Consider the following 22400-nt stretch of genomic DNA (forward strand, 5'->3'; position numbering starts at 1 on the left):
TCAGTTGATCGTGGCCAGGTACTCATGGCAGCTCGGCAGCGCCGCCACCAGCCGCCGCGCGGTCTCGCGCACCCTGGCGAACTCCGCGTGTGCCCGCGCCGGGTCCAGGTGGGCGAGCGCCGCCCGGGGCGCGGCGGGGATCTGGCCGAGGCCGAGGAGCATGGTGTTCCACGAGTACGTCTCGAAGCCGTGGTAGCGGGGGTAGACGGCGTTCTCGTCCAGCAGCATGGACCGGGCGACGGTGAGCCGCTCGGCCAGCCCGTCGGGCACCGGCCGGGTCCCGGCCTCCTTCCAGTACGGGGTGTCGTCGCGGCCGGCGGCCCGGTAGTGCAGGCAGAGAAACTCCTTGACCCCGTCCACCGCGTGGGCGACAGCGTCGTTGTAGCGGTCGCGCGCGACCGGGTCCCAGCGGGCGTCGGGGAAGTACTTGATCAACTGTTCGATGCCGTGCTGGATGAAGAAGATGCCGGTCGACTCCAGCGGCTCGACGAAGGCGCTGGACAGGCCGATCGCCACGCAGTTACGCACCCAGGAGCGCTCGTTGCGGCCGACCCGGATGGCGATGTGGTTGGCCTCGAGGTCGTCTCGGCCGGGGGCGACCAGGTCGCGCAGCGCGCGTTCGGCCTCGTCGGGGGTGCAGTGGGCGTCGGAGTAGACGTAGCCGGTGCCGTCGCGCTCGAACAACGGGATGTTCCATATCCAGCCCGCGTCCGCGGCGGTGGCGGTGGTATAGGGGTTCATCCGCTCGGGGTCGCGGCGGGGGACGCGTAGGGAGACGGCCCGGTTGTTCGGCAGCACGTCCTGGAACGACGTGAACGTCTCGCCGAGCGTCTTGTTGATCAGCAGGCCGCGGAAACCGGTGCAGTCGATGAACAGGTCGCCGGTCAGCTCTCCGTGCTCACGAGTGCGCACGCAGGTGAGCCAGCCGCGCTCGTCCTGGCCGGCCCCGACGACGTCGTCGCGGACGTGCCGGACGCCGCGGTCCCTGCCGTACTCCGCGAGGAACACGGCAAGCAGGTCGGCGTCGAAGTGGTACGCGTACGGAAACTGGTCACGCTGCTCGGCCAGCGTCGAGCGGCCGAGCGGCCCGTCGAGGCCGGACGCGAACAGCGACCCGTCGAGGGCGCGCGGCGAGCGGCGGGCCTCACACAGCCACGGCGTGATGTAGCACTGCCGGTCGAAGCCCTCGGCGGGGTCGCCCAGCCGCAGCCACCACTCGGCCAGGTTGAACCCGTCGGCCACCGGCAGCCGCTCGAACGGGTGGTAGAAGTGGTGGCCGGGCGCGCGCCAGCCCTCGAACCTGATGCCCAGCTTGTACGACGCCGAGCAGCGCGGCATCCACTCGGTCTCGTCCAGGCCGAGGTAGTCGAAGAAGTGGCGGACCGTGCTGAAGGTGGCCTCGCCGACGCCGATGCTCGGCACCCGGGCCGACTCCACCAGGGTGACGCCGACGCGGTCACCGAACGCGGCCTTCAGGTAGGTCGCCGTCATCCAGCCGGCGGTCCCGCCGCCGACGATGACTACTGTGCTGATCATAAGATGTCCTCCTTCTGGGTTCCGCTGGCGAGCAGGCCTGTGCCGTCGCACTCGACGACCGGCACCGGGCCGCGGATCACCGCCAGGCTGGCGTGGTATCCGCTGGGTGGGTTGAGGGGCAGTAGCGTCGCCTCCCCCTGTTCGGTCCGTACGCGCACCGGCTCTCCCGTGCCGAGCACGTCCAGCTGGTCGGGGGCGTGGTCGAGGCCGGCCCCCAGGGCTTTCAGCACCGCTTCCTTTCTGGTCCACAGCCGCAGGAACGCCGACGGCCGGCTGGGCGGGTCGAGCGCGTCCAAGGTCCGGGTCTCCAGCTCGGTGAGGGCGATGCCGACGAGTTCGCCGATGTCGAGGGCGTGGTCGATCGCCTCGACGTCCACGCCGACCGCCTCGATGCCGACACCGACGGCCACGACCAGGCAGTCCCCGGCGTGCGAGACCGACAGGACAGGGGCGCCGGTCCCGGCGGGCAGGCGTGGCCGGCCGTGCGGGCGGCCGCACCGGTCACACGACCGGTCCAAGGGCACCTGCTCAGGGTCCACGCCGAGCATCCGGCCGACGACCAGGCGCAGCAGCGCGGCGGCGGTGAGAAACCTGGCGCGGTCGGCCGGGCGCCGGTACTCCTCGTACCTGGCCCGCTCGGCGGGGTCGAGCAGCGCGGCGAGGCTGTCCCTGGCGTCCGCGACGCGCGCCCACCACACGCTCACGACGGGCGCGCCGGGCCGCAAGGCCTGCGCTCCGGCGGGCACGGGTGGGGTGGCGCGGGTCAGGCCCCCTGGGGTGTCCTCGACCGGTGCGGCACTCATGTGCGCCCCCCGGGGAGGAACGTAGCGGGCAGGTCCCGGGTCATCTCGACGCCGCGGTCCGCCAGCCACGCGGGCGCGTACAGCGTCTGCGCGTAGTTGCCGCCGGAGTCCGGGCAGACGCAGACCGGGGAGGTGATCTCCGGATGTTCGGCCAGATACCGGGTGCAGGCGGCGAGCACGGCCCCGCTCGAGCCGCCGAGCCTGATCCCGGTCGTGTCGGCCAGGGCGTGGCAGTGGGAGACGGCATCGGCGTCGTCCACGATGACGACGTCGTCCCAGTCCCCCGGCCGCAGGAATGCCGAAGGCCGCGACGCCCCGATACCGGTCAGCAGCCGAGTGCCCGCCGGGTCGCCGAACACCCGGGACCCCGGCACGTCCACCCCGATCACCCGCACCTTCGGCCGCCGCCCGTGCAGGTACCGGCCGAGCCCAGCGAGGGTGCCGCCGGTGGACACGGCCACGAACACCGCGTCCGTCGACCCGGGCGCCTGCTTGTGCAGCTCGGGGCCGGTGCCCTGGTAGTGGGCCAGCGGGTTGGCCGGATTGTGGTACTGGTCGGTCCAGACCAGGGCGGGGTCGGCGGCCCGCAGCTCGGCGACCCGGTCCAGGCGGGCCGACAGGTAGCCGCCCTGGGCGTCGCGACGGGTGACCTCGGACAACACGGCGCCCAGGCCGGCCAGCCGTTCGGCCAGCACGGGCGACAGGCTGGGGTCCACCACGGCGGTGAACGGGATCCCGAGCGCGCGGGCCGCGGACGCGAGGGCGACGCCGAGGTTGCCGGACGTGGACTCGACCAGGGCGGCGCCCGGCGCGGCGAGCTGGTCGGCGACCGAACGCAGCAGGCTGAGGGCGGTGCGGTCCTTGATGGAGCCCCAGGTGCCGGCCCCTTCGAGCTTCAGCCGCACGGTCACCCGGCGGCCGTTCACGTCGGCGCGCACGCAGACGAGCGGGGTGGGGGGCGTACCGGCCCCGAGCCGCCGCAGCTCCTCCTGCACGCTCCCGCGCCGCGCCGTGTCGGCTGTCCTCCCGGAGGAGACGGCAACGGTGACCGCAGAAGGCGCGCTCATCGGGCTCCCCCTGTCCGGCCGACCCGGTGCGCTCGTTCCGTCTGATCCGCTCGCTCGAGCCAGCGCGCGATGTGGGCGGCCAGTTCGTCCACGTGCGGCGGGGCCATCACGTCCAGGTGGCCGTGGCGGAACCGGCCGACCGGCACGTCCCCGCCGCGTAGCCGGCGCCATTCGCGCAGGTACGCCTCGTGCGTGAGGCCGCCCTTGGCGTCGTGCCCGTCGCCCATCAGGTCGTCGGTGAGCATGATCTCGACGGGCACGTCGGCGGGCCGGGGCCGGTCGAGCTGGGCGGCCTCGGCCATGCCGCGCCAGAGCCGCAGCCGGGGCGCCCAGTCTTCGCGCAGATCCTCCTCAGTGATCGGCCGCCCGTCGTTGTCGTCCACGACGGCCGCCAGCACCTCGGCCAGCTCGGCCCGCATCTCTCCGTCGTCGCCGGTGGCCAGGGCGGCGAGGAGTGCTTCACCACGTCTGAGGAGCTGCAGGTGCAGCGGCTCGTCCGCGGCGGGCAGGCACGGGTCGAGCAGCAGCAGCTCGACCTCCTCGCCCAGGTCACGCAGCCGGGCCGCCATCTCCCACACGGCCCCGGTCCCGCCGCACCACCCGAACAGCCAGTACGGCCCCGCGGGCTGCGCGGCCCGCACCTCGGTCAGGTACGCCTCGGCGAGCCGCCCAACAGGGGTGGCAGCGGCGTCCTCGTCCACGAGTGCGGGATGCTGGAGCGCCACGAACGGACGGTCCCCCGGCAGCCTCAGGGACAGCTCGCGGTACCAGTGCACGCTGCCGCCGCCCGGATGCACGGCGAACAGCGGCGCCCGCTCCCCCGACGCCCGGAACCACACCGCCGCCCGGCCCGGCACTCCCGGCATCACGTCCGCGCCCCCGGTGGAAGGCACCACGTCCGCGGCGCCGATCGGAGGCACCACGTCTGCGGCGCCGGTCGGAGGCACCATGTCCGCGCCGACGCCGGCCCCGAAGGCGGCCTGCGGATCGGTGCCCGTGCCGGGTGAGGAGGCCGAGGCCGCCGTCGTTCCGGGAAGGGAGGCGAGAGCCGCCGCGAGGGCGGCGATCGTGCGGTGCAGCATGATGTCGCGGGCCGTCACCTGGACGCCCGCGCCTGCCGCGAGCCGCGCCGCCGCCCGCATGGCTGCCAGCGAGTGCCCGCCGAGCTGCAGGAAGTCGTCCTCCCTGCCGATCGCGTCCACCCCCAGCACGGCCGCGAACGCCTCTGCCGCCGCGCGTTCCAGCCCGTCCCGGGGCGGTGCGTACGCGGTGCGCAAGTCGGGACGGTGACCTCCGGGGGCAGGCAGAGCGGCGCGGTCCACCTTGCCGCTCGCCGTCATCGGGAACGCGTCGAGCGCCACCAAGTGGTCGGGCACGAGGTGCGCCGGCAGCAGCCCGCCGAGGTGGGCGCGCAGCCGTGACACGTCGATGGTGCCCGGCGTGACATAACCGACCAGCCGGCGGTCGCCCGGAGTGATCTCGCGGGCGGCGACGGCGGCCATGCGGATGCCTGGATACCGGTGCAGGGCCGCCTCGACCTCGCCCGGCTCGATGCGGTGGCCGCGGATCTTGAGCTGGTCATCCATCCGCCCCAGGAAGTCGAACCCGCCGTCCGGCCGCAGCCGGGCAAGGTCGCCGGTGCGGTAGAGCCGCGCGCCCGGTTCGGGGCCGTAGGGGTCGGGGACGAACCGGTCGGCGGTGAGCGCCGGCCGGCCGAGGTAGCCGCGGGCCACGCCGGGGCCGCCGATGTGCAGCTCGCCCGGCACGCCCAGCGGGACCGGCCGACTGAGGTGGTCGAGGACGTACACGGTGGTGTGGGCGATGGCCTGGCCGATGGGGACGGGCCCGGTGACCGGCCGGCCGGGATCTAGAGGGCGACAGGTGGCGTACGTGGTGGTTTCGGTAGGTCCGTAACCATTCACCAGGCGGGTGGCCGGGAGGGCGCGGCGGGCGCGTTCGAGGTGTTCGGCGGAAACGGCCTCGCCGCCGGTGATGAGGGTGCGCAGGCCGCGCAAGCCGGTCAGGTCGCCGTCCACCATCAGCTTGAACAGCCCGTGCGTGACGAACGTGCAGGTTACGCCGTGCCGGGCGATCACCTCGCGCAGCTCGCCGGCGTCCAGCAGCCCGGGCGGCGCGACGACCAGCCGGCCGCCGTGCAGCAGCGCGCCCCAGATCTCGTACGTGGCGGCGTCGAACGTGATCGGCGAGTGCAACAGCTGCACCTCGCCGGGACCGAACCCGGCGTAGGTCTGGCCCGTGACGAGCCGGACCACGCCCCGGTGCGGGACGGCCACGGCCTTGGGCCGGCCGGTTGAGCCCGAGGTGTAGATGAGGTACGCCAGGTCGTCCGGCGTGACCGGCGCGAGCGGTGGCCCCGCCGGGCCACCGCCGGTGGCCTCGTCGAGGAGGATCGTGTCCGGGTGGCAGATGGCGGTCGCGAGGCCGGCGGAGGTGATGACGAGACGGGGTGCCGCGTCGGCCAGCAGTTCGGCGAGCCGGGCGGGCGGGTCGGTGGCGTCCAGGGCAAGGTATGCGCCGCCCGACTTGAGTGCGGCCAGGATGGCCACGATGAGGCGGGGCGAGCGGTCCAGGCAGATCCCGACGACGTCCCCGGGCCGCACGCCACGGCTGGCGAGCTGGTGCGCCAGGCGGTTCGCGGCGGCGTCGAGCTCCGCGTAGGTCAGCCGCTCCGGCTCGCCTCCACAGGCTGTGGACGACGGGCCCGTGCGGCCGGAGGGCAGCGGGCTTGAGACCGGCGCGAACTCGACGGCGATCGCGTCCGGCGTCCGGGCCGCCTGGGCCGCGAAGAGCTCGTGGATCGACAGCCCGGGCAGGGCCGGCGCGGCGTCCCCGCCGGTCAGGGCGAGGCGGTGTTCGGCCGGCGGGAGGAGGTCGGTCTGCGCGTCCCCGTCCGGGTCGGCCGCCATCGCGGCGAGCACCGACGCGTACAGCGCGGCCAGCCGCTCACCCCACTCCGGCCGGACGGCGCGCGGCGAGACAGACAGCACCACCGCGCCGGGTTCCGTGGAGACCACCAGGGCGAAGTCGGTGGCGCTGCGGTCGTCGGTCTCGGCCAGGTCGAGCGCTTCCCGGTCCAGCACGTGGAAGTCGAGGTAGTTGAACAGCACGTCGATCAGCGGTTCGTCCGAGCTCCACCGCCGCTGCATCTCCGGCGCGGGGAAGCGGCGGTGCGGCCAGAGCGCTGTCTCCTCCGCGAACACGTCCCGCACCAGTCCGCGCCAGGTGGCCGCGCCGGTACCGGTCGCGAACGGGACGACGTTCAGGAACATGCCGCGCGCCCTGTCTCCGCCGGCCGCCTCGGGCCGCCCGTTCACTCCGAGCCCGGTGCGAAACGCCCGCTGCGGGGTCACCATGCTCATGACGCGTACGTGCGCGGCCAGGAACACGCTCTTGAGCGGCGCCCCGGCGGCCTTCGCCAGCGCCCGCAGCCCCGGCATCAGCTCACCGACCGGCACCCGCAGGTCGTAGGGAAACGGATCATCTGCGGAAGACCCCGGGCCGTCCGCGCCGGCGATGTCCGTGGTCCACGCGTCGGGGAGCCGGAGGCGCTCGAAGCCACGTACCCGGCTCTCCCAGAAGTCGCGTTGCTCGGCCGAGGCGAGCGCGGCCCGTTCCAGCCCGACGGCGTCGGCGAACCGGACGGGGCACGGCGCCGGCTCGGGCACCGGCCGGCCGTCGCGGACCGCCCGGTACACCTCCAGCAGCTCGGTCAGCAGCGAGTTGTGGCTCCAGCCGTCGAGGATCGGATGGCACTCCACCCACCCGAGCCGCCACCGCCGCCTGTCGAGCCGCTGCGCGTACAGCCGCCACAGGGGTGCGCGCCCCAGGTCGAACGGCTGCCGCCGCTCCCGGTCGAGAGCGGCGTCCGCGGCGGCCCGCTGCTCGTCGGGGGGCAGCGCGGTGAGGTCCTCGACGGTGATGTGCGCGCGAGCGGCGGGGTGCACGAGCTGCATCGGCTCGGAGTACGCCGCCAGGTCGAAGGAGGTGCGCAGCACCTCGTGCCGGTCGGCCAGCGTCTCGGCGGCCGTGGACAGGGCCGGGAGCGAGAACGGCCCATCGTCGCGTACCAGGTAGGAGGTGACGTTGTGGTACGGGCTCAGCTCGCCGTCGGCGGCGAGCTCGACCAACATGCCGGCCTGCACCTGGGTGAGCGGATACGCGTCGACCGCCCACAGCGGCAGCATCGCCCGGTCGGCGGGACTGACGTGGGCGAACGGCGCCGAGGGGACGTGTTCCGCCGACGTTCCGGCGCTCATGACCGTGGCCAGGGCGGCGGGGGTCTGGTGCCGGAACACGTCCTGCACGCCCGCCTCCCATCCCGCCTCGCGCAGCAGCCCGATGGCCCGCAGCGCCCGGATGGAGTCGCCGCCCAGCTCGAAGAAGTTCCCGTGGACGCCGACGGCGGGCAGGTCGAGCGCGGCGGCCCAGGCGTCGGCGGCGGCCCGCTCGGCCGGGTCGCGGGGCGCCACGAAGGCGTCGTCCGCCTCGGCGGCCCGAGGCGCGGGAAGGGCGTCGCGATCGAGCTTGCCGTGCGCGGACACGGGCAGCGCGTCCAGCGTCACCACGAAGGCCGGCACCAGGTAGGCGGGCAACCTCCCGGCCAGCCACCCCCGCACCTCCCGACCGTCCAACCCCGCGCCACCGGCCACGTACGCCACGAGCCGCTCCTCGCGGACGATCACCGCCGCCGCCCTCACCCCCGGATGCTCCAGCAGCACCGACTCGACCTCCCCCGGCTCGATCCGGTGCCCCCGGATCTTCACCTGGTGATCCCGCCGCCCCAGGTAGTCGAGCGTCCCGTCGGCCCGCCGCCGCACGACGTCCCCGGTCCGGTAGAGTCGCCCCGCCCCGTACGGGTTCGGCACGAACCGCTCGGCCGTCAGCTCCGGCCGGCCCAGGTACCCCCGCGCCAGCCCGACCCCGCCGATGTGCAGCTCCCCCGGCACGCCGACCGGCGCCGGCTGCATCGCCTCGTCCAGGACGTGCACGGCGATGTTGTCGATGGGCCCGCCGATCGGCACCCGCGCCTCGGCCCACCCGGGCCGGCACGTCCAGGCGGTGACGTCCACGGCCGCCTCGGTGGGCCCGTACAGGTTGTGCAGGCGGGCGCCGAGCAGGTCGTGGAAGCGGCCGGCCAGGTCGGCGGGCAGCGCCTCGCCGCTGCACATGACGTCCCGCAGCGAGGTGCACGCCCCGATGCCGGGCACGTCCAGGAACGACCGCATCATGGAAGGCACGAAGTGGCAGACGGTCACTTGTTCGTCGACGATCAGGTCGCGCAGGTACGCCCCGTCGCGGTGCCCGCCGGGCGCGGCGACGACCAGCCGGGCGCCTTCGGCCAGCGGCCAGAAGAACTCCCACACCGACACGTCGAACCCGAACGGCGTCTTCTGCAGCACAGCGTCGGCCGGGGTCAGCCGGTAGGCGTCCTGCATCCAGTCGAGCCGGTTGGCGATGGCCCGGTGGGAGACGACGACGCCCTTGGGCCGCCCGGTCGAGCCGGAGGTGTAGATGACGTACGCGGCGCCGTCGGGGTCGCGCGGCACCGGCGGCGGCGTCGTCGGGAACGCCCCCAGGTCGAGCCCGTCGAGGACGACGGCGTCCGGCGGGCACAGGTGGGCGTGCGCGGCGCTGGTCAGCACCACGTGGGCAGCCGAGTCGGCGACCAGGTAGGCGATCCGGTCGCGCGGGTACTCGGGGTCGATCGGCACGTACGCGGCCCCCGCCTTGACGGTGGCGAGGAGCGCGGTGACCAGGTCGGCCGAGCGGTCGAGGCAGATGGCGACCCGGCTCTCGGGCCCAGCGCCGCGCGAGCGCAGCAACCTGGCGAGCCGGTTGGCGGCGGCGTCGAGCTCGCCGTACGTCATGGTCCCTGCGGGGGTGACGAGGGCGACGGCGTCGGGATCTCGGGCGGCGCGGGCGGCGAACCTGTCGGGCAGGCAGTGCGCGGGCCGGTACACGGTGGTGGCGTTCCAGCCGGTCAGCAGGCGTTCGCGTTCGGCCGTGGAGGTGAGGCCGATCTCGCGGACGGGCACGCCGGGGGTGCGGCCGGCCCGGCGCAGGAACGTGACCAGATGACCGGCCAGCCCTTCGACGGTGCTGCGGGTGAACAGCGCCGTCGGATAGACCAGCGCCCCCCGCAGCGACCCGTCGGGCCGCAGGGTGATGTCGAGGGCGACGTCCACGCGGGCGGGCGACCAGCCGACCGGCTCCTCGATGACCGTCAACGGCCCGGCGGCGCGGGCGGCGGTCGTGTCCTCGCGGTAGGTGAGCAGGGCCTGGAACAGCGGGTTGACGGCCAAGTCGCGGCCGGGGCGCAGTTCCTCGACGATCCGCTCGAAGGGCACGTCCTGGTGGTCGTAGGCGTCGGTGACGGCGGTCAGCGCCTGGCCGACCAGATCGCCGAACGACGGCTCGCCGGACAGGTCGCCGCGCAGCACGAGCGTGTTGGCGAAGTAGCCGGGCAGCCGCTCGAACTCGATCCTGCTCCGGCCGGCGACAGGGGTGCCGACGGCGACGTCGTCCGTGCCCGCGTACCGGCCGAGGACTGCCCAGAAAGCGGCGAGCAGCGTCATGAACGGCGTCGCCGAGCGGCGCGCCCCCTCGGCAAGCGCGGCGGCGGCCTCGGCGGCGGGCACGTCGAAGGTGACGACATCGCCGGCCGCGTCCCACTCGGCGGGGCGGGTGCGGTCGGCGGGCAGCTCCAGCGGGGCGACGCCGGCCAGCCGCTGCTTCCAGTAGCCGAGCTGGCGGGCGGCGGCCGGACCGGCCAGGAACGACCGCTGCCAGTCGGTGTAGTCGGCGTACTGCAAGGCGGACGCGGCCGGGACGCCGCCGGCGTACTCCTCGCACAGCTCATCGACCAGCACGTCCATGGTGACGCCGTCCACGGCGATGTGGTGGCCGGTCAGCAGCAGCACGTGCTCGCTGCCGGGCAGCGCGAACAGCGTGGCGCGCAGCGGCCACTCGGCGGCCAGGTCGAAGGCCCGTTCGCCCTCCTGTGCGAGCAGCGTGTCCAGGGCGGCGCGCGGGCGTCGGGCGCCCGCGGCGACGATGCCGCGCACCCGCAGCTCCCGCTCCGTCGACAGGTCCACACTGGTCAGCGGCACCGGGCCGGGCGGGTCGACCAGCTGGTACGGCTCGCCGCCGGACTCCGCGTACCGGGTGCGCAGGATTTCGTGGCGGGCGGCCAGGCCGTCGAGCGCTGCGCGCAGCCGGGCGGCGTCCAGCGGGCCGCGCAGCCGCAGTGCCACCGGGACCAGGTACTCGGTGCCGCCGGGGCGGATCCGGTCGAGCAGCCAGAGGCGGCGTTGGCCGGCCGACAGCGGCGGCGGGCGGTCGCGATCGGTGCGGGCGACGATGGGCGCGGGCCTGGAGCGCCGGCTCCGGTCGAGGTAGCGGCGCACCAGGTGCCCGGTGTCCGGCGGCGTCGTGGTTGTCATGCTTGGTCTCCTTCGGAGAGCAGGGACATCGTCTGCTCCTGCGTCCAGTGGGAGATCTCCTCCGTGATGGCGTTCTCCAGGAGCTCGCCGAGCGCGGCCATGGTGCGCGCCTCGAAGATCTGACGCAGGGACAAGGGCAGGTCGAACGCCTCGCGCAGGCGCAGCAGCACCCGCGAGGCGAGCAGCGAGTTGCCGCCCAGGACGAAGAAGTCGTCGTCGCGCCCGACCCGTTCCAGGCCGAGGACCTCGGCCCACACGCCGGCGACGTACTCCTCCATCTCGGTCCGCGGCGGTGTGTACCGGCTCGCGGGCTGGGGGCGGCTCCAGTCGGGGTCGGGCAGGGCCTTTCTGTCGGCCTTGCCGTTCGGGGTGTGCGGCAGGGCGGGCAGCTCCACCCAGGCGGCGGGCACCATGTAGTCGGGCAGCCGTTCGCGGAGGTGGGCGGCCAGGTCGGCGGGGGTGACGCCGGGTTCGGCGACGACGTAGCCGACGAGTCGCAGGTCGCCGAGCGGGGAGCGTCTGGCTTCGATGACGCCGGTGCGCAGTCCCGGGCAGGTGGCCAGGACGGCCTCGATCTCGCCGGGCTCGACCCGGAAGCCACGGATCTTGGTCTGCCGGTCCGCGCGACCGACGAACTCGATGATCCCGTCGGCGCGGCGGCGCACCAGGTCGCCGGACGCGTACATGCGGGCCCCGGGCAGCGGCGCGTATGGGTCGGGCAGGAAGCGGGCGGCGGTCAGGGCGGGCGCGCGGTGGTAGCCGCGGGCGACCCGGCTGCCGCCGATGTACAACTCGCCGACGACGCCGTGCGGGACGGCCGACAGGTTCGCGTCCAGGACGTACGCGCCGGTGCCTGGCAGGGGCCGGCCGAGCGGGACGAGCGCGTCGGGGGCCTCGCCGAGGTCGGTGACGGTGTGGGCGGTGGTGGCGATGGTGGCCTCGGTGGGCCCGTACCCGGTGTGGAAGCCGGCGGGCAGTCCGGTCGCGGCCCACATCGCCGCGTCGGCGTAGGTGACGGCGTCGCCGCCCACGCTCATCAGCCGCAGCCCGGCCAGCCGGCCGTCGCCGGGGCGCAGCGCGGCGACCAGCTCGCGGTAGTAGGCGGGGGTGACGTCGAGGACGGTGACGCGGCTGCGGGTGAGCTGGTCGGCCAGGTCGCCGGGCAGGGTGGCGCGGGGGTCGGCGACCACGACGGTCGCGCCGGTCATCAGGGTCGCGGCGATCTGGTCCAGCGAGGCGTCGAAGGTCACGGACGCCATCAGGGCGAAGGCGTCCCCGGGGGCGAGGCCGTAGGCGCGGGCCTGGACGACGCAGTGCTGGGCGTACGAACCGTGCTCGACCTGCACGCCCTTGGGGCGGCCGGTGGAGCCGGACGTGAAGATCATGTACGCCAGATCGCCCGGGTCCAGCTCGGGCAGGGTCACATCGGGCGGGGCGCCCCCCGCCACGACCGGCACGGACGGGCCGGTCACGGGCTCGGCGTCCCCCGCAACGACCGGAACGGGGCCGGTCACGGGCTCGGAGCCGTCCGTCACGAGGGCGGCCGGGGCGATGTCGGCCAGCAGCGCGGCGAGCCGTTCCGGCGGCGAGTCGGCGTCCACGGGCACGTACACGCCGCCGGCCCGCAGGATGCCGAGCAGCGATACCGCCACCAGCGACCCGCGCGGCAGGCACGACGCCACGCACTCCCCCGGCCGCACCCCCGCCGCCACCAGCCGCGCGGCCAGGTGTCCCGACAGCCGGTCCAGCTCGGCGTAGGTGTAGGTCCCGCCGTCGCCGCCCGCCTCAGTGAGGGCGACGGCGCCGGGCGTGCGGCGAGCCCAGGCGGCGACCGCGGCGGCCACCAGCGGGGTGGCGAACGGCTCGTCCGGCTCGTCCACGTCCACCAGCCGCACGTTCGACGGCCGGGCGGCCGGGTCGGCGGCGCAAGCGCCGAGCAGCAGCAGGAAGTGCTCGGCCAGCCGGGCCACGGTGCCGGGCTCGAACAGCGCGGCCGCGTACTCGAACTCCGCCGTCCACTCCCCGTCGCGCCCCTCGCCGAGGGTCAGCGTCAGGTCGCACATCGCCGCCCGCCGCGCCACCGGGAACGGCCCGACGGCCAGCCCGTCCAGCCGGTACGGCGTCAGCGCCGTGTCCTCGACGGCCAGCATCGCGTCGAGCAGCGGCACCCGGGACAGGTCCCGTTCGACGCCGAGCGCGTCCACGAGATCCTCCAGCGGCACGTCGCGGTGGTCGAGGGCGGCCAGCACGCCTTCGCGAGCCCGGTCGACGAGGGTGCCGAAGTCCGGCTCGCCGGACAGGTCAGCGCGAGTGAGCATGGTGTTGACGAAGCAGCCGACGAGGTTCTCGACGGCGCGCAGGTCCCGGCCGGCGACGGGCGCGCCGACCAGGAACGACGTGCGGCCGGTGTAGCGGCCGAGCAGCGCCTGGAATGCCGCCAGCCAGGTCATGAACGGGGTGGCGGCCCGTTCGCGGCCGAGGTCGAGGACGCGGCGGGCGACGTCAGCCGGGATCCGGAAGGCGTGCACGGCGCCACGCGGGTCGCGCACCGGCGGCCGGGGGCGGTCCAGCGGCAGGTCGAGCGCGGGCACGCCGGCCAGCTCCGCTCGCCATCTGGCCAGCCGCCGGCGGCGGGCCTGGCTGGCCTCGGGGCCGTTCTCCCAGGTGGCGAAGTCGGCGTACTGGACGGGCAGCGGCTCGAGGTCCGGCCGCTCGCCGGCGCGCAACGCGTTGTAGGCGTCGCCGAGCTCGCGGGCGATGACGTCGAGGGAACGGCCGTCGCAGGCGATGTGGTGGGTGAGCAGCAGCAGCACGTGGTCGTCGGCGCCGACCCTGGCCAGCGCCACCCGCAGCGGGGCCTCCGCGGCCAGGTCGAACGGCCGGGCGGCCCACCGCTCGACCAGCTCCGCAGCCTGCCGCTCGGGGTCCGGGCGGCCGGACAGATCCACGCGGTACGGCTTGAGCGGGGCGGGCGGGTCGACGACCTGGCGGGTCTCGCCGTCCGCGGCCTCATACCGGGTGCGCAGGACGGCGTGCCGGTCGCGTACGGACTCGACGGCGGCCAGCAGGGCGGCCTCGTCGAGCGCGCCGCGCAGGCGGAGCGCGATCGGGGCCAGGTACTCGGTGCCGGCGGGGTCCATCGCATACATCAGCCACATGCGGCGCTGCGCGGCGGACAGGGGCGCGGGCTCGCTGACTGTCCCGGCGATGCCGGCGGCGGGCCCGGCGGTCGCGTCCGCGGCGATCTCCACGGGGCCGGTGGTGCCGCCGGGCGGCGGTGCGGCGGCGGGGGTCGGGCCGGGCGGGCCGGGCGGCTCGGGCTGAGCGGCCGACAGCCGCCTGGCCAGCTCGGCCACCGTCCGCGCGTCCAGCAGCGTCCCCATCGTCACCGGCACCGGGAACGTCTCCCGCAGCCGCGACACCGCCCGCATGGCGAGCATCGAGTTGCCCCCGGCGGCGAAGAAGCTGTCGTGCACGCCGACCCGCTCCACCCCGAGCACGTCGGCGAACACCGAGGCGATCACCTCCTCGGCCGGGTCGCGCGGCGCCACGTACTCGCCGCCGCGCGGGACGAACAGCGCGGTGTCCGGCGCGGGCAGCGCGGCCCGGTCCAGCTTGCCGCTCGGCGTGTACGGGAAGCGGTCCAGGACCACGACGGCGTCGGGCACCATCGGCTCGGGCAGCCGGTCCAACAGGTGCAGCCGGAGCTTGTCCACGGATAGGTCGGCGCGGCTGGCCGGCAGCACATACGCGATGAGGCGGGTGTCGCCGTGCCTGTCGGCCCCGGCGGTGACGGCCGCGGCGGTCACGTCGGGGTGGGCGGCCAGGACGGCCTCGACCTCGCCCGGCTCGACGCGCACGCCACGTACCTTGACCTGGTGGTCGAGGCGGCCGAGGAAGTCGATCGCGCCGTCGGCCCGCCAGCGGGCCAGGTCGCCGGTGCGGTACACGCGGCCGCCCGGCGGGCCGTACGGGTCGGGCACGAACCGGGCGGCCGTCTGGGCGGGGTTGTGCAGGTAGCCGCGGGCCAGGCCGTCCCCGGCGACGCACAGCTCGCCGGGCACGCCGACCGGCACCGGCCGGAACTCCGCGTCGAGGACGCGGATCGCCGTATTGTCGATCGGGCTGCCGATGGGCACGGTCCCCTTGCCGGACAGGTGGCCGCCCGTGGTGACGCCCGGCCGGTACGCCCAGGCGGTCACGTCGATGGAGCACTCCGTCGGCCCGTACGTGTTGTGCAGTTCGGCGGGCACCCGGGCGACCAGCCGCGCGCACAGGTCGGCGGTCAGCGGCTCGCCGGCGGAGAACACCAGTCGCAGGGCCGCGCAGCCGGACAGGGCGGGCTCCTCGGCCAGCAGGCCAAGCATCGACGGGACGGCCTGGAGCACGGTCACGCCGTGGGCGGCGGCGTCGGCGACGATCAGCGCGGGGTCGCGTTCGGCGCCCGGGGAGGCGAGCACGACGGTGCCGCCGACGGCCAGCGGGGCGAAGATCTCCCAGCCGGCCGCGTCGAATGCGATCGTGGTCTTCTGCAGGACCCGGTCGGCCGCGGTCAGCGCGTGCCGGCGGACGGTCCACAGGACGCGGTTGACGATGCCGCGATGGGTGATGACCACGCCCTTGGGCGTCCCGGTCGAACCGGACGTGAAGATCGCGTATGCGGGCGCATCGAGATCGACCTGGGGCGCGCCGGGCGCAGGGTCAAGAGCGGGCGGGGCATCGGGGACGGGCCGGGCGCGCAGGGTCGGCGGCGGGATGACCAGCTGTGGCAGGGTGGCGAGCCGTGCGGCGAGGTCGCTGTCCGTGACGATCGCCGCCGCCCGCGACTCGCGCAGCACCGCGGCCAGCCGTTCCGCCGGGTGCCCGGGGTCCAGCGGCACGTACGCCGCCCCCGCCTTCAGCACCCCCAGCAGCGTCACCACCAGCGCCGCACCACGCGGCAGCGCGACCGCGACGAGGCTCTCCGCTCCGATCCCGGCGGCTCGCAACCGCCCAGCCAGGGCACCGGCCGCAGCGTCCAGCTCAGCGTAGGTGACCGTGCGCGTCCCGTCGATCAGGGCGGTCGCGCCGGGCGTGGCCGCCGCCTGCCGCTCGAAGAGGCCGTGCAGCGGCAGGCCGGGCCGGTCGGCGGCGGTGGCGTTCCAGCCGATGATCAGGTCGTGGCGTTCGGCCTGGGTGAGGAGGTCGACGGCGTCCAACGGCCGGCCGGAGTCGTCGAGGACCTGGCCGAGCACGGACACGTACCGCTCGGCGAACGCCTCGATGGTGGCCCGGTCGAACAGCCCGGTCGCGTACTCGAGGCTTCCGGTCAGGCTCCCGTCGCGGCCCTCGGCGATCTCCAGGGTCAGGTCGAACTTCGCGGTCCGCGGCGCGACGGGCACCTCGGAGACGTCCAGGGCGCCGAGCCGCGGAGTGGCCGCGCGGGCGTTCTGGTAGGAGAACATCACCTGGAAGAGCGGGTTGCGTGACGCGTCGCGCTCGGGGGCGAGCTCCTGCACCAGCCGCTCGAACGGCAGCGCCTGGTAGGCGAACGCGCCGAGCACGTCGTCGCGGACCCGGTCGAGCAGTTCGCCGAACGCCCGCGCGCCGGCCAGGTCGCCGCGCAGCACGACCGTGTCGACGAAGAACCCGATCATGGTCTCCTCGTGCGGCGTGTCGCGCCGGGCGACGGGCGTGCCGACGACGGTGTCGTCCTGCCCGCAGTAGCGGCCCAGCAGCAGGTGGAACGCGGCCAGCAGCACCATGTACGGGGTGGCGCCACGCTCGCGGGCCAGCGCCCTGACCCGGCCGGCCAGGTCGCCGGGGAGGCGGAAGCCGAGGGTGCGGCCGCGACGGTCGCGCACCGGCGGGCGGGGCCGGTCGGCGGGCATGGGGAGGTCGCGCAGCCCGGCCAGCCGGTCGCGCCAGTACCGCAGCGCCTCGGCGTCGTCGGGCTGCCCGCGCTGGCCGGCGGCGTGGTCGGCGTACTGGGCGGACAGCGGCGGCAGGTCCGGCGCGCGTCCGGCGGCGGCGGCCCGGTAGCGGGTGTCCAGCTCGTCGGCGATCAGGGTGAGCGACCAGGCGTCGCAGGCAATGTGGTGGACCGTGAGCAGCAGCACGTGGTCGTCGGGGCCGAGCCGCACCAGCGTGGCCCGCAGCGGCCAGTCCCTGGCCAGGTCGAACCCGCGCGCGGCCTCTTCGGCGAGCAACGCCTCCAGCCGCCGGCCGCCGCCCGGGTCGTGGGGAGCGGTGTCGCAGGAGGATGGGCCGGGGCGGGTCAGGTCGTGGCGGGTCAGGGGCAGCGCCGTCACCGGGTCGACGACCTGGCGCGGCTCGCCGTCGCGCAGCTCGTACCGGGTGCGGAGCACGTCGTGCCGGGCGACCAGCCCGTCGAGGGCATGGCGTAGCGCGGCGGGGTCGAGCCGGCCGCGCAGCCGCCACGCGACCGGAGCCACGTAGTCGGCGCCGCCCGGAAACATCCGGTCGAGCAGCCACAGCCGTTCCTGCGCGTACGACAGCGGGGCGTCCTGACGCCTGATGGCGGGGACATCAGAGGCGGCGGGATCGGCGGCGGGCGGCTCCGCGGCCTCGGCCCCCCGCGCGGTCAGCGCCTCGAACATCCGGGCTCCGAGCAGCTCGGCGAACCCGGCCACGGTCGGCGCCGCGAACAGGTCCCGCACCCCCACGGTGACGGGCAGCCGGGCGCGGACCTTGGCGACGGCCCGGGCGGCGGTCAGGGAGTTGCCGTCCAGGTCGAAGAAGGAGTCCTCGGCGCAGCACCCGGGCAGCCCGAGCACGGCCGCGAACACCTCCGCGACCAGCTCCTCGATCGGCGTGCGCGGCGGCGTGCCGGTCCTGGCGGGCGCGAGGGCGCCGTCGCCGGGCTCGGGCAGCGCGGCGCGGTCCACCTTGCCGTGCGGGGTGACGGGCAGCTCGGGCACCGGCACGTACCCGGCCGGGATCATGTGCTCGGGCAGCCGTTCTGCGAGGTAGGCGCGCAGCCGGGCGGCGTCGGGCGCAGCCCGGCCGGGGACCGGCACCAGGTACCCGGCCAGCCGGCCGGCCGCGTCGAGGCGGGCGGCGGCCTGGGCGACGTCCGGGTGGCCGGACAGCACGGCCTCGATCTCGCCCAGCTCGACGCGGTGGCCGCGGATCTTCACCTGGCCGTCGGCGCGGCCGAGGAACTGCAGTTGCCCGCCGGAGTCGAGGCGGGCGTGGTCGCCGGTGCGGTAGGCGCGGGCGCCCGGCGGCCCGGACGGGTCGGGCACGAACCTCGCGGCGGTCAGCGCGGGCCGCCCGTGGTAGCCCTGGGCGACGCCGGGGCCGCCGATGACGATCTCGCCAGCCGCGCCGAGGGGCACCGGGGAGCCGCCGTCGTCCCACAGGTGGATGCGGTAGCCGGCCGGGGGCGCGCCGATGGGCAGCGCGGCCCGGCCCACCGGCACCGGGCCGGCGGCGGTGTCGAAGTAGCTGCCCCAGGACGCCTCGGTGGGGCCGTACTCGTTGACCAGCGTCAGGCCTGGGGCGCGGCGGGCCAGCTCGTCGAGCAGTGCGACCGGGCAGGACTCGCCGCCGGTGACGACCGTGGAGATCGCGGCGAGGGCGGCGGAGTCGTGTTCGAGCAGCGCCCTGACCAGGTGCGGGCCGCCGACCAGGTGGCTGGGTCGGTGCTCGCGGGCCAGGCGGGCCAGCTCGTCCAGGTCGGCGCGGGGGCCGGGCGGCGGCAGCACCAGCTCGCCGCCGGAGCAGAGGGTCCAGGCCGCGAAGGACAGGAACACGTCGAACGTCGGCGACACAGGCAGCAGCAGCCGGCGCGGCGGCTCGGCGTAGGCGCGGCGGCCGGTGACGGCGCTGAGCACGTTGGCGTGGGTGAGGACGACGCCCTTGGGGGTGCCGGTGGAGCCGGAGGTGTAGACGAGGGCGAGCGGGTCGGCGGGCGTCACGGGCACGGCCGGTCGGCCGGCGGGGCGGGCGGCGATGGCGCCGGCCTCGTCGTCCAGCCGCACCACCGGCACCCCGTCCACCCGCACGTCGTTCAGCCGCACCCCGTCCAGCAGCCCGGCGGTGACGAGCAGACGGGGGCGAGCGTCGGCGAGCATCGCGGCGACCCGCTCGCGCGGGTGGTCCGGGTCCACGGCCAGGTAGTGGCCGCCGGCCTTGGCCACGGCCAGGATCGACACCAACAGCGGCACGCCGCGGGGCAACCGCACCGCGACCAGGTCGCCGGGCGCCGCGCCGGCCGCGACGAGGTGGCGGGCCAGCCGGTCACTCGCCGCGGCCAGCTCGCCGTACGTCATCCGCTCGGCGCCACAGGTGACGGCGGGGTCGCCGGGCGAGCGGGCATCCACCAGGTCCGGCAGGGCGCCGGGGGCGGGCACGCCGGCCGGCCCCTCGACGGCGGCGGCGCCGTCGAACACCGGCAGCTCGGCCACGGGCGCCGACGGGTCGGCGGCGGCAGAGGCGAGCAGGGTGCGGTAGTGGGCGGCCAGCCGGGCGGCGGTCGCCTCGTCGAACAGCGCGGTGCTGTACTCCAGGTAGCCGGACCAGCCACCGTCCGCGCCGTCGCTGACCGAGAGCGTCAGGTCGAACGTGGTGGAGCCGCCTGCGGGCCGCGGCTCGCGGCGCACCCGCAGGCCGCCGCCCCAGTCGGGGTCGTCGCCGTCGGGGTTTTGGAACGCGAACATCACTTGGAAGAGCGGGTTTCGAGACGGGTCGCGGCGGGGTTCGAGCTCCTGGACGAGGCGCTCGAACGGCAGGTCCTGGTGCTCGTGTGCGTGCAGCAGGTCACGTCGGGTGCGGGCGAGCAGCTCGGCGAACGCCGGGCGGCCGGACAGGTCGGCCCGCATCACCACGGTGTTCACGAACAGGCCGACGACCTCGTCGAACTCCGGCCCGGGCCGCCCGGCGAGCACCGTGCCCACGGCGACGTCGCCGGTGCCGGCGTACCGGCCGAGGAGCACCTGAAAGGCGGCCAGCAGCGCCATGAACGGAGTGGCGCCGTGCCGGGCGGCCAGCTTGGTGACGGCGGCGCGCAGCGGGGCGGCCACCTCGAACCGCAGCGCCGCGCCCGCCGCGGACCACACGGGCGGGCGGGGCCGGTCGGCAGGCAGGTCGAGCGGCGCCAGCCCGGCCAGCCGGTCGCGCCAGTACGCCAGGTGGGCTGCGTCGTCGGCCCGGTCGCGCTGCCGGACCACGTGGTCGGCGTAGCGGGCGGCAGGGGCCGCGGGACCGGGTTCGGCGCCCGCCGACATGGTCTTGTAGAGGTCGGCCAGGTCCCGCTGGAGCACCTCCAGCGACCAGCCGTCGATCGCGATGTGGTGGGCGACCAGGGCGAGCAGGTGCTCGTCCGGGGTGATCTGGAGCAGGCCGACACGGCAGGGGGCGGCGTGTTCGAGGTCGAAGCCGGCACTCACCAGCCGCCGTAGCCATGCGCGGGTCTCGGTTTCGGCGTCGCGGCCGGCGGGGAGCCGGGCGACCGTGACGGTGACGGCCTCGGCGGACATGACCTCCTGGACGGGCTCGCCGCCGTCCCAGGCGTAGCGGGAGCGCAGCGACTCGTGGCGCTCTGCGAGCCGGCGCACGGCGGCCACCAGGGCGTCGTGGTCGAGGCGGCCGGTCAGGCGGAGCACCAGCGGCACGTGGTAGGCGTCGCCGCCGTCACCCATCTGGTCCAGCAGCCACAGCCGCAGCTGCGAGGACGACAGCGGCGCCCGCTCCCCAGCCGGCACGGGCGCCCACCGCCCTGCGACACCCTTCTCGGCGACCCCGCCGCCGGACTCCGGGACGGCGCCGATGGGGGCGGGAGCGAGTGCGGCGGCGGCCGCGGCCTCGTCAAGCCAGGCGGCGAACGCGCGGACCGTGCCCGCCTCGAACAGGGCGCGCAGCGGCACCCGCACCCCCGCGTGCCGGGAGGCGCGGACGATCGCCTTGGCGGCGGCCAGCGAGTCCCCGCCACGCGCCAGGAACCCGTCGTCCCGCCCTACCCGCTCGACACCGAGGACGTCCTGCCAGGTCGCGGCGACCAGCTTCTCGGTCGCGGTGACCGGCGGGGCGTACGGCGGCGCGCCCCGGTCTGCGCCGGGCGCGGGCAGGGCGGCCCGGTCCACCTTCCCGCTTGCCGACACGGGCAGCTCGGGCAGAGCGACGAACGCGGCCGGGATCAGGTACGCGGGCAGCATCGCCGCCAGGTGCGTCCGCAGCTCGTCGGCCGGCGGAGCCTGCCCGGACCGGCCCACCACGTACGCGGCCAGCCGGGCCGGCGTCCCGAACGGGTGCACGGCGCACGCCCGGACCCCGGGGTGGGCCCGCAGGGCGGCCTCGATCTCGCCCGGCTCGACCCGATGCCCGCGGATCTTCACCTGGTGGTCGGTCCGGCCGAGGATCTCCAGCCGCCCGTCGGCAGTGCGCCGGGCCACGTCGCCCGACCGGTACAGCCGCGCTCCGGGCACGTGCGGGTCGGGCACGAACCGCTCCGCGGTCAGCGCAGGCCGCCCGAGGTAACCGCGAGCCAGCCCGTCGCCGCCGATGTACAGCTCTCCCTCATCGGCCGGATCCAGGTCGTCGTCCAGCACGTGCAGGCTCGTCGCGGCGAAGGCGGCGAAGTCGTGCGGCAGGTCCGCGGGGCCGACGGGCATGCGGCCGCCGGCCGAGTAGACGGTGGTCTCCGTGGGGCCGTACAAGTTCCAGACGGCCGCGCACGACTCCCGCAGCCGGTCGGCCAAGTCGGCGTCCAGCTTCTCGCCGCCGGACCAGGCGGTGAACCCGGGCGGCGGCCGCCAGCCGGAGTCCAGCAGCATCCGCCAGCTCGTCGGCGTGGCCTGCAGGTGGGTGGCCCCGACGGCGTCCAGCAGCTCGCCGAGCAACCGCGGGTCGCGGGCCTGCTCGGCACTGCCGATCACCACCCGCGCGCCCGCGACGAGCGGCAGGAACAGCTCAGCCACGGAGATGTCGAAGCACGCGGTGGTGACGGCGGGCAGCACGTCGGACGCGGTCAGTCCTGGCCACGTCAGCATCGAGGCCATGAGGTCGGCGACGGCGCCGTGCGTGACCAGGACGCCCTTGGGCTCGCCGGTGGAGCCGGAGGTGTAGAGCAGGTAGGCGATGTCCTGCGGGTCGAGGGCGACCGCCTCCACGTCGCGATCCGCGACGTGGAGGGCGGCGTCGACCATGGGGTCGTCGGTGTAGAGGGACGGCAGCCCCAGGTTCTCGTGCGCGCGAGTGGTCACCAGCAGCCGCAACCCCGCGTCGGCGGCGATCCGGCTGATCCGGGCCGACGGGTGCGACGGGTCGAACGGCACGTACGCCGCCCCCGCCCGGTGCACCGCCAGCAGCGCCACGACCAGGTCTGCGCCCCGCTCCAGCAGGACCCCGACGAAGTCGCCGCGCCCGACCCCGGCGGCGCGCAACCGGGCGGTCATGCGGGAGACCCGCAGGTCCAGGGTGGTGTAGTCGAGCAGCGTGCCCTCATGCTGCAGGGCGACCGCGCCGGGCGTGCGCCGTGCCTGCGCCTGCACCAGCTCGGGCAGGGCGACGAAACGTCGGGGTTGCATATG

At 75.5% G+C, this 22400-nt stretch carries 5 protein-coding genes; all 5 read right to left on the minus strand.

What is annotated here, in order from left to right:
* From ACTWPT_RS07195 to ACTWPT_RS07215, 5 genes are read right to left on the minus strand one after another with little or no spacing between them, the layout of a single operon-like run.
* Entirely contained in the window at positions 1-1536 is a 1536-nt protein-coding gene (locus tag ACTWPT_RS07195) for a tryptophan halogenase family protein (protein ID WP_443176448.1), read from the minus strand.
* Positions 1533-2339: a 4'-phosphopantetheinyl transferase family protein gene (locus ACTWPT_RS07200; protein WP_443176449.1), complete on the minus strand. Its 807-nt coding sequence runs from the start codon at positions 2337-2339 to the stop codon at positions 1533-1535. Before ACTWPT_RS07200 ends, ACTWPT_RS07195 begins: the two co-directional genes overlap by 4 nt.
* On the minus strand, positions 2336-3406 hold the full coding sequence (locus ACTWPT_RS07205; protein WP_443176450.1) for a pyridoxal-phosphate dependent enzyme: 1071 nt from the start codon (positions 3404-3406) through the stop codon (positions 2336-2338). The genes ACTWPT_RS07200 and ACTWPT_RS07205 overlap by 4 nt, the downstream gene beginning before the upstream one ends.
* Positions 3403-10869 carry an amino acid adenylation domain-containing protein gene (locus ACTWPT_RS07210; RefSeq protein ID WP_443176451.1) on the minus strand — a complete coding sequence of 2489 codons (7467 nt, stop codon included), beginning with the start codon at positions 10867-10869 and terminating at the stop codon, positions 3403-3405. The genes ACTWPT_RS07205 and ACTWPT_RS07210 overlap by 4 nt, the downstream gene beginning before the upstream one ends.
* Positions 10866-22397, minus strand: a complete 11532-nt coding sequence (locus ACTWPT_RS07215) for an amino acid adenylation domain-containing protein (RefSeq protein ID WP_443176452.1) — start codon at positions 22395-22397, stop codon at positions 10866-10868. Before ACTWPT_RS07215 ends, ACTWPT_RS07210 begins: the two co-directional genes overlap by 4 nt.
* Positions 22398-22400: the final 3 nt, after the last annotated feature.

It is taken from the genome of Nonomuraea sp. 3N208, assembly GCF_052245935.1.
Taxonomy (GTDB): domain Bacteria; phylum Actinomycetota; class Actinomycetes; order Streptosporangiales; family Streptosporangiaceae; genus Nonomuraea.